Raw genomic sequence first — 12011 nt, forward strand, 5'->3', positions numbered from 1 at the left:
CATATGATCTATTCTAATTCTGCTGAAAGAACGACACTACTAGCAAAAACATTAGCACAGCTTCTTCAAAAAGGAGATGTGATCACGTTAGAGGGCGATTTAGGAGCAGGAAAAACGGCTTTTACAAAAGGGTTAGCCCAAGGCTTAAATATAGAACGGAATGTGAACAGTCCTACATTTACGATTATCAAAGAATATTTAGACGGGAGACTTCCTCTTTACCATATGGATGTCTATCGATTAGAAAACGGTGTAGAAGAACTAGGATTTGACGAATATTTTCATGGAGACGGAGTAACGGTGATCGAGTGGGCTCATATTATTAAGGAAGAGCTTCCTGAAGAGCGTTTACAAATTGAAATTTATCGAAAATCTGAAAATGAACGGGAGCTTGTATTTATCCCTTTAGGTGACCGATATAAGCAGATGTATAAGGAGTTTGAGGAACATGAATGTGTTGGCCATTGATACGTCCAATGAAACGTTAGGAGTTGCCATAAGTAAAGACAAAAAAATAATCGCAGAATCTATTACGACTGTAAAGAAAAATCATTCTGTCCGAGCGATGCCAACGATTGTTCAACTGTTAGCTGATTGTGATATTCATCCTAAACAGCTAGATAGGATCGTAGTTGCGAAAGGTCCAGGCTCTTATACAGGTGTTCGAATTGGAATGACGATCGCAAAAACGATGGCATGGAGCCTTAAAATCCCAATAGTAGCTGTATCTAGTCTTCAAGTAATGGCGATGAATGGACACTTTTTTAAAGGGAAATTGTCTCCATTATTAGATGCGAGAAGAGGAAATGTATATACTGGCCTTTATTCATTTAATGATCGTCTTTATGTAGAGAAAGAAGATCAAAATGTTTCACTCTCTAAGTGGTTACATGAGCTAAAAGAGGAGCAAGAGGAAAGAATTTTGTTTATAGGAAAGGATACAGTTCAATTCGAGGACGAAATTAGAAGTATTTTAGGTAATAAAGCGTTCTTTACGAATGAGGTATTACATAACGCAAGACCTTCTTCCTTATTGAAAGTATCAGAACTACAAGAGCCTGGAGAGGTTCATTCTTTGACCCCAAATTATATAAGATTAGCTGAGGCAGAGGCAAAATGGTTAGCAGAAAACAAAATGAAGAGCTGATCATCCGTTCAATGACGATACATGACATTGACTCTGTTTATGAAATTGAAAAACAGTGTTTTGCTACTCCATGGTCGAAGGAAGCGTTTTATGAGGAAGTTTCCCAAAATCGCTTCGCTCATTACTTAGTACTGGAAAAAGATCTCGAAATCATTGGTTTTTGTGGGTTATGGGTGATGTTTGATGATGCCCAAATTACCAACATCGCAATTGCTCCAGCTTATCGAGGAAATCAATTAGGAGAACAACTAATGAAAAAAGCAATGGGGATTGCATTATCATTAGGGGCTGAGCAAATGACGTTAGAAGTGCGAGTATCGAATCATGTGGCTCAATCTTTATATAAAAAGCTTGGATTTATAGGTGTTACGTTAAGGAAAAACTATTATCAAGATAATTTAGAAGATGCTTTATTAATGTGGGTGAAATTAAAATGACGAACGAAGATGTGTACATATTAGGAATTGAAACGAGTTGTGATGAAACAGCAGCAGCGATTGTAAAAAATGGGTCTGAATTAATTTCAAACGTTGTTGCATCACAAATTGAAAGTCATAAAAGATTCGGTGGTGTCGTTCCTGAAATTGCATCAAGACATCATGTTGAACAAATAACCATTGTTATGGAAGAAACGTTAGCCAAGGCAAATATGGAAATAGAACAAATAGATGCAATCGCTGTTACAGAGGGACCAGGTCTTGTTGGGGCATTGCTTGTTGGAATTAATGCCGCAAAAGCTCTTGCCTATGTTCATAGTAAACCTCTTGTAGGTGTTCATCATATAGCAGGACATATTTATGCTAATCAGTTAATAGGGAAATTATCTTTTCCGTTATTATCGTTAGTGGTTTCTGGAGGGCATACGGAGCTCATCTACATGAAGGAGCATGGACATTTTCAAGTTATCGGTGAAACTAGAGATGATGCAGCTGGCGAGGCTTATGATAAAGTGGCAAGGACATTAGGTCTTCCTTACCCAGGAGGACCTCATATCGATAAGTTAGCTCAATTAGGAAGCCCAACTATAGACTTACCAAGAGCTTGGTTAGAGAAAGACTCTTATGACTTTAGCTTTAGTGGTTTAAAATCGGCAGTTATTAACACCGTCCACAATGCAAAGCAAAAAGGAATTGAAATTTCAAAAGAAGATTTAGCAGCAAGTTTTCAAGAGAGCGTGATTGATGTACTTGTAACAAAAACGAAGCAAGCAGCAGAAGAACTAGAAGTAGAACAAGTGTTGTTAGCGGGAGGAGTCGCTGCAAACAAAGGACTTCGAGCTGCCCTACAAGAGGTATTTGTGGACAATGGTAAGCTTGAACTAATGATTCCACCTCTTCACTTATGTACAGACAACGCTGCCATGATTGCAGCAGCTGGATACATTTCTTTTCAACAAGGAAAATACGGTGATATGTCGATGAATGCTCATCCTGGTTTGTCAATTGAGGGGTGAGAGTGTCAAAGCGGGTAGCCTTGAAAGAGGTTATCCTTTTTTTATCCACAAAAATACTCACACCTAAAATTAAAATGTGAGTAATCTAAAAAGAACCTGGTACAATAAGCTTTAAAAAATTTATTAGTGATGTTGATAATTTCTACTTATCTTGTGGATAAAGTGGATAAGTTAAAAATTATGAGGAAAACAAAGCCCTTTACTTGTGGATAAAAAAGAAGAGTAAAAGTTATCCACATAAGTTGGTAACTCCATTATTCATTTAGTATAAAATGAATATCTTCAAGACTCTGTATTTCATAGGTTGGGATAATATCAGTATGATTTGTTTGTTTTTGTGGATTAAACCAACAAGTATCTATACCAACAAGGTTTCCTCCCTTCATATCAGAACTTAAAGAATCTCCAATAATTAAAGTTTGTTTGCTTGAGAAATGGGGAATTCGTTTAAATACATAGTCAAAGAATTCCTTCATCGGTTTTTGATACCCCGTATCCTCAGAAACAAAAACCGCTTTAAAAAATTCATGGAGTCCTGAGGAATGTAGTCGCTTGAATTGTGTTTTTGAAACACCATTGGTGACTATATATAAATCATAGTTATTATGAAGCCTTGAAACGGTGTCTAGGGCACCGTTTATCAAATGATTTCCTTGTTCTAAATAACTACAATAAATTTGTTCAAAATATGCGCCATCAACCTTTTGGTTAAACTGATCAAACAATATAGAAAATCGTGTGTTAACTACTTCATCTCTGCTCGTTTCCCCTCTTTCAAATGACTGCCATAATTTTCGATTAATTTTTTGATATTCTGTTTCAATTTCATTTGTTAGGAGAAAATTTTGGCTCTGGAACAATAGTTGTAATGCGGCTTTTTCAGATGCGTGGAAATCAAGTAACGTATGGTCTATGTCAAATAAAAGCGTTTGATATTTCTTCACTACAGCTCCTCCTTCATTCATAAATATTATAGTTTGCGAGTTCTTTTAACCTTTTCTGATCCTTAATGATGATGGAGTCTTTTGACCGTTCAATGACACCTTCTTGAGTCATATTTAGAAGGACTCTATTTAAGTGTCGATAGCTTGTACCGATTAAATTAGCCGTGTCTTTTAAGTAAGAAGTACTTATTTGACCATGTAAACTAGAGGAGTCAACTGAAACTGATAATAAGTAACTGGCTAATCGTACTTCGACTGGATAGAGCATATTCAGGCTCATAGATTGTGATTTGATATAAAATTTTCTTGTGACAATCTCTAATAAAAATTGTAGAAATGGCGTAAAATCATCTGCGTATTTTCGAAGCCACTCATGCTTTATTCCAATCATATGGACAGGAGACATCGCTTCTACTGTATTTAGTAGGGATTTTTTTTGAACATATTCAATATCACCGATGACCTCTAATGGCTGTTTAAAAGAGAGAATAAGTGCTTTTCCTTCTAAGGAAGTGTTGTACACTTTTACTTTACCCTTTACCAAAATAAACATATATTCTGCCTGATCACCTTGTGAACAAATAAAGTCACCTTGTTCAAAGGTGTAAAGGGATAAATGAGGGAATGTTTTTTCGTTAAATATATGGTTAATTTCATAATGATTTAGATAGTGATTTAGTTGATTACGGTCATTTACTTCTCTCATACTTAACGTCCTTTCTAGCAAGTGGTTATTTCCTTTTATTAAAGTATAGCTTGGAATGATTGGAAAGGACATATGTCCTTTAAGACATATTATTTGCTCATTTTTCCAAGAAGGTGTTAGCATTTTAATAAGATTTATTAAAAATTGGGAGGTTAAAATTCATGACCTTACTCGAAGATATAAAGAGTTTCAAGGAAAAATTTAAACAAAATGCTCCTCAAGAGAAGCAGGAACTGATGAAAAGAGCGACAGAAGAATTAGAAAAGTCTGGGGTGGCCAAAGGATTAAAAGAGGGAGAGAGAATTCCCCGTTTTCAATTATCTGACGCGACAGGAAGAATGGTTTCAATTGATGAAGAACTTTCAAAAGGTCCTATGATTCTTACCTTTTATCGTGGTGGATGGTGTCCATATTGTAACTTAGAATTAAGGGCTTATCAAAAAGAACTCCAATCAATTAATAATGCAGGTATTCAATTAGTTGCGATTAGTCCTCAAACTCCTGATGCTTCACTGTCTACAAAAGAAAAGAATGAATTAGCGTTTACTGTTTTGAGTGATGAAGGGAATGAAGTAGCCAACCAATTTAATTTAGTTTTTCAAATGCCTGACTATTTAGTAGAAGTGTATAAAGAATCTGGGCTAGATGTCCCTGCTCATAATGGAAATGATAACTGGGAGCTTCCTAAACCCGCAACCTTTGTGGTCGATCAGTCTGGAAAGATCGTGTATGCAGAGGTTCATTCTGATTATACTGTTCGTGTTGAACCTTTAAAAGTAGTGGAATTAGCCAAAAATATATAAAATGAAAAAAGCTGTATCTCTTTAGGTGAGGTACAGCTTTTCAAATTCTTTCTATTCTTCTACGAGGGTTTCCCATTCTTCTAGAAGGTTCAATAATTGGCTATTTAAATCATTGTTTTCTTCCGTGAGTTGTTGTAAGAGTTCATGATCTTGAGCATTGTTAGGATCGTGTAGTTTCGTTTCAATCGAATTAATATTTTGCTCGATTTTCTCCATTGTTTGCTCAATCTCTTCGATTCTTCTTTTTCTTTGTCTCGCTTGTTTTTTGAGTTCTTTTTCCTCTTCAAACGAGCGGTTAGACTTGTCTTTATCTGTTGTATTGATTTTAGCTTTGTTGTTTTCTAACTCTTTTAGTTCCATCTGTTCGGCCTTTTTTGTTAAGAAATAATCATAGTCTCCTAAATATTCAGTTAAGCTATTTTGACTAAGTTCAAAAACTTTAGAACCGATTCGGTTAATAAAATAACGGTCATGGGAAACAAATAAAATCGTACCAGGATAATCAATAAGTGCATTCTCTAATACTTCTTTACTATCTAAATCTAGGTGGTTGGTCGGTTCGTCTAAAATTAGAAAGTTCGCTTTCTGCATCATCAGTTTAGAAAGAGCTAAGCGGGCTTTTTCACCACCACTTAAGGTAGAAACCGATTTAAGAACATCATCACCTGTAAATAAGAAGTTCCCTAAAATGGTGCGGACATCTTTTTCAGAAGTGAGAGGGAACTCATCCCAGAGCTCATTTAAAACCCTTTTGTTAGATGTTAAGTTTGCTTGTTCCTGATCATAGTAGCCAATGGAAACATTTTTTCCGTATTCAAGCTCGCCTGTTTGGAGTGATAATTTTTTTATAATGGTCTTTAATAATGTGGATTTACCAACACCGTTTGGTCCCACAAGAGCAATGCTATCTCCTCTTGACACATGGAACGAAACATTTTCAAAAATAGGTAGGTCCTCATAAGCAAAAGCAAGTTTTTCTCCTTTAAGAACATCATTTCCACTAGGGCGATCGATGGTGAAAGAAAAATGAGCAGATTTTTCATCCCCTTGAGGTCGATCTAATAGTTCCATTTTCTCTAACTGCTTCCGCCTACTCTGAGCTCTTTTTGTTGTTGACGCTCTAGCTAAATTTTTCTGAATAAATTCTTTTAAGGAAGCAACTTCATCCTGTTGTTTTTCATATAGTTTTAAATCTTTTTCATAATCTGCCGCTTTTTGGTCAAGATAGTCACTATAATTGCCATGGTATTTTTTCGATCTTGTTCTAGAAAGCTCATAAACAAGGTTGACGACTTTATCTAAAAAGTAGCGATCATGAGAGACGATCAAAAGGGCACCGTGATACGTTTGTAAGTATTGCTCAAGCCACGTGAGCGTTTCAATATCAAGATGGTTGGTCGGTTCGTCTAAAATTAATAAATCAGGCTTAATTAATAATAATTTTGCTAAAGCTAGTCTCGTTTTTTGACCCCCACTTAATGTAGAAATGGACGTTTCATAGTCAAAGCTTCCGAAACCTAATCCATGCAGGACTGAACGAATATCCGCTTCATATTGGTAACCACCTTGATCGCTAAATTCATGTTGTAGTTGGTCGTATTTTTTTAAAATCGATTGAAACTGTTGCGAGCTTGGGTCAACTTCTGCCATTTGCATTTCTAAATCACGCATTTGTTGCTCTGTCTCTTTTAAATAAGAAAAAATCAACTCCATCTCATCCCATATTGTAAGGGAAGAAGAAAGGCCACTATTTTGTTCTAAGTAACCAATTGAAACCTCTTTTGGTTTAATAATTTCACCAGAATCATAGCTGAGTTTACTAGCGATAATTTTGAGTAAGGTTGATTTTCCTGCCCCGTTTCGGCCGACAATGGCTACGCGATCGCCACTTTTTACTTCTAATTTTATATTGGATAAGATAACGTCTGCTCCAAATGATTTGGCTAGATCGTTTACTTGTAGTAGTATCATCTATTTCACCTCAAGTAGTATTACTCCAAGTGTAGCTTATTATTTGCACGAGAGGCAACCGTTTAACGGATCTATACATTTTCTTTAACCACTATAATAGCTTACTAAACGCAATAAACGGACAAAAAGTTGTAACAATTAACAACCAAGACAACTTACTTAAAATAGTGTATAGTCAAGGTATATAGTTTTTGTTTAAGATAGTACAAAAAAGTGAATTATGTATGATAAAATAACAGTGATAAAAGTAAATAGGAGGAAGCAGTTAGGTGGTTGTTCGGAAGTTTTTCCTCCTAGATATGAATGTGGGGGAAAAAAGTGTATATTGATCAATCCAAAATACCACAAGCAACAGCAAAGCGCCTTCCACTTTATTATCGATTTTTGAAAAATATCCATGCTTCAGGTAAGCAACGAGTATCTTCTAAAGAGCTTAGTGAAGCAGTAAAGGTAGATTCTGCGACGATAAGACGAGATTTCTCATATTTTGGTGCTTTAGGGAAAAAAGGTTATGGATACAATGTTAACTATTTGTTATCTTTCTTTAGAAAAACGCTTGATCAAGATGAACTAACAAAAGTAACCTTAATTGGTGTTGGAAACTTAGGTACAGCTTTCTTGCATTATAACTTTATAAAAAATAACAACACTCAAATTACACTTGCCTATGACATAGATAAAGATAAAGTGGGTAAAGTTGTTGGGGATGTTCCTATTTTTAATTTAGATGAATTAGAAGAAAGTTTACCGGAAGATGTAACCGCTGCGATTTTAACTGTTCCATCTCAAGTGGCTCAATCTATTACAGATCGTTTAATTTCAAAAGGAATTAAAGGGATACTTAACTTTACGCCAGCAAGGTTGACTGTACCGGAACACATTCGTGTTCATCATATTGATTTGGCGGTTGAATTACAGTCATTGGTTTATTTTATGAAACATTATCCTATAGAATAGGAAAGATTCAAGCATCATAAGACATTATTACAAATATTTTGAAAAAAAGGGGGCAGAAATGATGGGTCCAGGTATGGGGAGTATTCTAGTTATTGGATTAATTGCATTATTAATTTTTGGACCGAAAAAATTACCGGAGCTAGGAAAAGCGGCTGGTAATACGTTGAGAGAGTTCAAAAATGCAACAAAAGGCTTGGCTGACGATGACAGCGAAACAAATACAAATAAAGAAACAAAATAGAAAGATAGGATGGAGCTCATATGAACGAACGAGAGATGTCGGTCCTTGAGCATATTGAAGAACTAAGAAGACGGCTAGTTATAGTAGTCGTTTTCTTTTTAATTGCTTTTATAGGTGGCTTTTTTTTAGCAAAACCGATGATTCTTTATTTACAACAAACGGATGAAGCAAAACAATTAACGCTGAATGCATTTAGACTGACCGATCCATTGTTTGTGTATTTACAATTTGCCATCATCATTGCGTTTGTTATTATTTTTCCAGTTATTTTATATCAATTATGGGCCTTTATTAGCCCAGGTTTATATAAGAAGGAACAACGAGTGACGTTAGGCTATATTCCAATTGCCATTTTGTTATTTTTGTCAGGTATTTCCTTTTCTTATTTTATTTTGTTTCCGTTTATCATTGATTTTATGATCAATATTTCAAACAATTTAGATGTTCAACAAACGATAGGCTTAAACGAATATTTCACTTTTTTATGGCAGTTGACCTTGCCTTTTGGAATTTTATTTCAGTTACCTGTTGTGATTATGTTTTTAACGAGATTAGGAATTATTACTCCGCAATTTTTAACGGTGTCACGTAAATATGCTTACTTTGTGCTCTTAGTGGTGGCAACTTTAATTACACCACCTGAGTTAATGTCTCATCTTTTAGTGACAGTGCCTTTGTTATTACTATATGAATTCAGTATTGTGATCTCTCGATTTACTTACAGGCGAACGTTAAAAAAGCAAGCTGACGAGGAAGAAAAAGAAAAAAGCCGCTAATTATAAAGCGGCTTTTTTGTCGATTAAAATAAAGAAGAAATAAAATTGCTCACTATCTCATCCAACAGAGGTTTATAAAATAGTTGAATAGCAACGACAAATGTATTCATTAAAACATGAGCCATGATTGGTACAATAATACGTTTCGTCTGATAGTATAAGAAGGCAAATGTGAAGCCCATTGCTGTATAAATTAAGGTGTGCTCTAGATCACCATGAACCACTGAGAATAATAATGAGCTGATCAGAGCAGCTATGATGAAATTACTCTTAGAGTAAATCACACCAAAAAGGATTTTTCTAAAAATGATTTCTTCAAGAATTGGACCTATAATTGATGTAACGAGGATGAGTACCGGTATTTGCTGAATAAATGAGGTAATCATCTCTGTATTTTCAGATCCAGGCTCGATATTAAAAATGTACATTTCAATCGATGCGGCAATTCCTTGCGCAATTAAAGCAATAAAGACTCCAGAAATAATCCAAGAGATTGAAATAGGTATTGACACTGGTTTTCCGATCAGTTCATTTCTTTGATATCGTTCATGCCATAACAGACAGATGGTAATCCCCAAACATACGATAAAGCTGCCAATTAACCAGTAAAAGGAGGCGTATAGAATAGCATTTTCAGTGCTTTCAATATGTTCACCTATACCGAACTGAAAATATAATAAAAATCCACCTGGGCCAGCTGATAATTGAGCAATAATGTATGTGAGGACAATAAACCAATATTGTTTTTTCAATAGATGTAACTCCTTTTGACAGAATAAAATGCATATTATAAAACACATTTTATCATAACTTAAGCCCTATGAGTGGCTGTAAAACTTGCTATATTTTATTGAGTGTTTTCAGTATTAGCATGAAAAAATTTGTCGAAGATTTTTTTATGCTTGATACTTGAAATTGTGAACCTAATTATATATTATATTAATTGTGTTAGCACTCAACAAAAGAGAGTGCTAATAAATAAGATCTTACATATTTATTTGAGGAGGTAGTTTCACTTGTTAAAGCCATTAGGTGATCGCGTAGTTATTGAGCTTGTTGAAACAGAAGAAAAAACAGCAAGCGGAATTGTGTTACCCGATTCTGCTAAAGAAAAACCTCAAGAGGGTAAAGTAGTAGCAGTAGGTACAGGTCGTGTTTTAGACAATGGTGAGCGTGTAGCTCTTGATGTAGTAGTAGGTGACCGTATCATCTTCTCAAAATATTCAGGTACTGAAGTGAAGTATGAAGGTACGGAATACTTAGTTTTACGTGAAAGTGACATTTTAGCTGTTATTGGTTAAGAATAGCTTTAGTTAAATAAATATAATCATTTGAGGAGGTTTCAGTACGATGGCAAAAGATATTAAATTTAGTGAAGACGCTCGTCGTTCCATGTTACGTGGTGTGGATACGTTAGCAGATGCAGTAAAAGTAACGCTTGGACCAAAAGGACGTAATGTGGTTCTAGAGAAAAAGTTTGGTTCTCCTTTAATTACTAACGATGGTGTGACAATTGCAAAGGAAATCGAACTTGAAGATGCATTTGAAAACATGGGAGCAAAACTTGTTGCTGAAGTAGCAAGTAAAACAAACGATGTTGCTGGTGACGGAACTACTACAGCAACCGTTCTAGCTCAAGCTATGATTCGTGAAGGATTAAAGAACGTTACTTCAGGTGCAAACCCTGTAGGTGTTCGTAAAGGGATTGAAAAAGCAGTTGAAACAGCTGTTAAAGAGTTAAAAACAATTTCTAAGCCTATTGAAGGTAAAGAATCAATCGCTCAAGTTGCTTCTATTTCTGCTGCTGATGAAGAAGTAGGTCAATTAATTGCTGAAGCTATGGAGCGTGTAGGTAACGATGGTGTTATCACAATTGAAGAATCTAAAGGCTTCAACACTGAGCTTGAAGTTGTTGAAGGTATGCAGTTCGATCGCGGATATGCATCCCCATACATGGTAACGGACTCTGATAAAATGGAAGCCGTTTTAGAGAATCCATACATTCTTATCACAGATAAGAAGATTACCAACATTCAAGAAGTTCTTCCATTGTTAGAACAAGTGGTTCAACAAGGAAAACCATTATTAATGATCGCTGAAGATGTTGAAGGAGAAGCTCTAGCAACATTAGTTGTGAACAAACTTCGCGGTACATTTAATGCAGTTGCTGTTAAAGCTCCTGGATTCGGTGACCGTCGTAAAGCGATGCTTGAAGATATCGCAATCCTAACAGGTGGTGAAGTGATCACTGAAGAACTAGGATTAGACCTTAAGAGTGCGACAATTGATCAACTTGGTACAGCTTCAAAAGTAGTTGTAACAAAAGAAGATACAACGATCGTTGAAGGTGCTGGTGAATCTGATCAAATCGCTGCTCGCGTAAATCAAATTCGTACACAATTAGAAGAAACGACTTCTGAATTTGACCGTGAAAAATTACAAGAGCGTCTTGCTAAATTAGCTGGCGGAGTAGCTGTCATCAAAGTTGGTGCAGCAACTGAAACTGAATTAAAAGAGCGTAAACTTCGTATTGAAGACGCATTAAACTCAACTCGTGCTGCAGTAGAAGAAGGAATTGTTTCTGGTGGTGGTACAGCATTAGTGAACGTTTATAGCAAAGTTTCTTCTATTAAAGCTGAAGGTGACGTAGAAACGGGAATTAACATCGTTCTTCGCGCACTTGAAGAGCCAATTCGCCAAATCGCAGACAACGCTGGTCTTGAAGGATCAATCGTTGTTGACCGCTTAAAACGTGAAAAAATCGGTGTTGGTTACAACGCTGCTACTGGTGAGTGGGTAAACATGATCGACAGCGGTATCGTTGATCCTACAAAAGTGACTCGTTATGCACTTCAAAACGCTGCATCTGTCGCAGCTATGTTCTTAACAACAGAAGCAGTTGTTGCTGACAAACCAGAAGAAAACGAAGGTGCTGCTGGAATGCCTGACATGGGCGGTATGGGCGGCATGGGTGGAATGGGCGGCATGATGTAATCTGCCCCTAAACTCCCTT

General features: G+C 35.9%; 14 protein-coding genes. 10 read left to right on the plus strand and 4 right to left on the minus strand.

Annotated features, from left to right (window positions below):
• The first annotated feature begins 3 nt into the window (after positions 1-3).
• The 4 genes from tsaE to tsaD are packed head-to-tail and all read left to right on the plus strand — an operon-like array spanning position 4 to position 2600.
• The gene (gene tsaE, locus LC087_RS15620; protein WP_226543169.1) at positions 4-468 is read left to right on the plus strand and encodes a tRNA (adenosine(37)-N6)-threonylcarbamoyltransferase complex ATPase subunit type 1 TsaE; all 465 of its coding nucleotides are present in this window, start codon (positions 4-6) and stop codon (positions 466-468) included.
• Complete coding sequence (gene tsaB / locus LC087_RS15625) at positions 449-1147, plus strand: tRNA (adenosine(37)-N6)-threonylcarbamoyltransferase complex dimerization subunit type 1 TsaB (protein ID WP_226543162.1); 699 nt, start codon at positions 449-451, stop codon at positions 1145-1147. The genes tsaE and tsaB overlap by 20 nt, the downstream gene beginning before the upstream one ends.
• A complete protein-coding gene (gene rimI, locus LC087_RS15630) occupies positions 1117-1584 on the plus strand; it encodes a ribosomal protein S18-alanine N-acetyltransferase (protein WP_226543161.1) in 468 nt (155 codons plus the stop codon). Before tsaB ends, rimI begins: the two co-directional genes overlap by 31 nt.
• A complete protein-coding gene (gene tsaD, locus LC087_RS15635) occupies positions 1581-2600 on the plus strand; it encodes a tRNA (adenosine(37)-N6)-threonylcarbamoyltransferase complex transferase subunit TsaD (RefSeq protein ID WP_226543159.1) in 1020 nt (339 codons plus the stop codon). Before rimI ends, tsaD begins: the two co-directional genes overlap by 4 nt.
• A 254-nt stretch (positions 2601-2854) precedes the next feature.
• Here the strand turns inward: tsaD and LC087_RS15640 are convergent, their stop codons facing one another.
• Together LC087_RS15640 and LC087_RS15645 are read right to left on the minus strand one after the other, a co-directional pair.
• Positions 2855-3544, minus strand: a complete 690-nt coding sequence (locus tag LC087_RS15640; RefSeq protein WP_226543157.1) for a YjjG family noncanonical pyrimidine nucleotidase — start codon at positions 3542-3544, stop codon at positions 2855-2857.
• A 13-nt stretch (positions 3545-3557) separates the two neighbouring features.
• The gene (locus LC087_RS15645) at positions 3558-4250 is read right to left on the minus strand and encodes a Crp/Fnr family transcriptional regulator (protein ID WP_226543155.1); all 693 of its coding nucleotides are present in this window, start codon (positions 4248-4250) and stop codon (positions 3558-3560) included.
• Positions 4251-4411: 161 nt separating this feature from the next.
• Between LC087_RS15645 and LC087_RS15650 the strand changes: the two genes are divergently transcribed.
• A complete protein-coding gene (locus LC087_RS15650) occupies positions 4412-5053 on the plus strand; it encodes a peroxiredoxin-like family protein (RefSeq protein WP_226543153.1) in 642 nt (213 codons plus the stop codon).
• 51 nt (positions 5054-5104) lie between these two features.
• On the opposite strand, the gene LC087_RS15655 is transcribed toward LC087_RS15650, so the two are convergent.
• Positions 5105-7024: an ABC-F family ATP-binding cassette domain-containing protein gene (locus LC087_RS15655; protein WP_226543151.1), complete on the minus strand. Its 1920-nt coding sequence runs from the start codon at positions 7022-7024 to the stop codon at positions 5105-5107.
• A gap of 318 nt (positions 7025-7342) precedes the next feature.
• Between LC087_RS15655 and LC087_RS15660 the strand changes: the two genes are divergently transcribed.
• From LC087_RS15660 to tatC, 3 genes are all read left to right on the plus strand, one after another.
• On the plus strand, positions 7343-7981 hold the full coding sequence (locus tag LC087_RS15660) for a redox-sensing transcriptional repressor Rex (protein ID WP_226543149.1): 639 nt from the start codon (positions 7343-7345) through the stop codon (positions 7979-7981).
• Between the two features lie 61 nt (positions 7982-8042).
• Entirely contained in the window at positions 8043-8222 is a 180-nt protein-coding gene (locus tag LC087_RS15665) for a twin-arginine translocase TatA/TatE family subunit (protein WP_371932706.1), read from the plus strand.
• Positions 8223-8242: 20 nt separating this feature from the next.
• Positions 8243-8998, plus strand: a complete 756-nt coding sequence (gene tatC / locus LC087_RS15670) for a twin-arginine translocase subunit TatC (RefSeq protein WP_306019691.1) — start codon at positions 8243-8245, stop codon at positions 8996-8998.
• A 23-nt stretch (positions 8999-9021) separates the two neighbouring features.
• Here tatC and LC087_RS15675 read toward each other — a convergent pair whose 3' ends face one another.
• A complete protein-coding gene (locus LC087_RS15675; RefSeq protein ID WP_226543143.1) occupies positions 9022-9750 on the minus strand; it encodes a CPBP family intramembrane glutamic endopeptidase in 729 nt (242 codons plus the stop codon).
• Between the two features lie 264 nt (positions 9751-10014).
• Between LC087_RS15675 and groES the strand changes: the two genes are divergently transcribed.
• Both groES and groL read left to right on the plus strand, forming a co-directional pair.
• The gene (groES, locus tag LC087_RS15680; protein ID WP_226543141.1) at positions 10015-10299 is read left to right on the plus strand and encodes a co-chaperone GroES; all 285 of its coding nucleotides are present in this window, start codon (positions 10015-10017) and stop codon (positions 10297-10299) included.
• 49 nt (positions 10300-10348) lie between these two features.
• On the plus strand, positions 10349-11992 hold the full coding sequence (gene groL / locus LC087_RS15685) for a chaperonin GroEL (RefSeq protein ID WP_226543139.1): 1644 nt from the start codon (positions 10349-10351) through the stop codon (positions 11990-11992).
• Positions 11993-12011: the final 19 nt, after the last annotated feature.

The sequence above is a fragment of the Bacillus carboniphilus genome (genome assembly GCF_020524035.2).
In the GTDB taxonomy this organism is placed as follows: Bacteria; Bacillota; Bacilli; order Bacillales; family JAIVKR01; genus Bacillus_CC.

What these genes read in the sequence shown, in the direction of transcription:
- tsaE (WP_226543169.1), top strand. Translation starts at nt 4, where the DNA reads ATGATCTATTCTAATTCTGCTGAAAGAACGACACTACTAGCAAAAACA.
- tsaB (WP_226543162.1), top strand. Translation starts at nt 449, where the DNA reads ATGAATGTGTTGGCCATTGATACGTCCAATGAAACGTTAGGAGTTGCC.
- rimI (WP_226543161.1), top strand. Translation starts at nt 1,117, where the DNA reads ATGGTTAGCAGAAAACAAAATGAAGAGCTGATCATCCGTTCAATGACG.
- tsaD (WP_226543159.1), top strand. Translation starts at nt 1,581, where the DNA reads ATGACGAACGAAGATGTGTACATATTAGGAATTGAAACGAGTTGTGAT.
- LC087_RS15645 (WP_226543155.1), bottom strand. Translation starts at nt 4,250, where the DNA reads ATGAGAGAAGTAAATGACCGTAATCAACTAAATCACTATCTAAATCAT.
- LC087_RS15650 (WP_226543153.1), top strand. Translation starts at nt 4,412, where the DNA reads ATGACCTTACTCGAAGATATAAAGAGTTTCAAGGAAAAATTTAAACAA.
- LC087_RS15655 (WP_226543151.1), bottom strand. Translation starts at nt 7,024, where the DNA reads ATGATACTACTACAAGTAAACGATCTAGCCAAATCATTTGGAGCAGAC.
- LC087_RS15665 (WP_371932706.1), top strand. Translation starts at nt 8,043, where the DNA reads ATGGGTCCAGGTATGGGGAGTATTCTAGTTATTGGATTAATTGCATTA.
- tatC (WP_306019691.1), top strand. Translation starts at nt 8,243, where the DNA reads ATGAACGAACGAGAGATGTCGGTCCTTGAGCATATTGAAGAACTAAGA.
- groL (WP_226543139.1), top strand. Translation starts at nt 10,349, where the DNA reads ATGGCAAAAGATATTAAATTTAGTGAAGACGCTCGTCGTTCCATGTTA.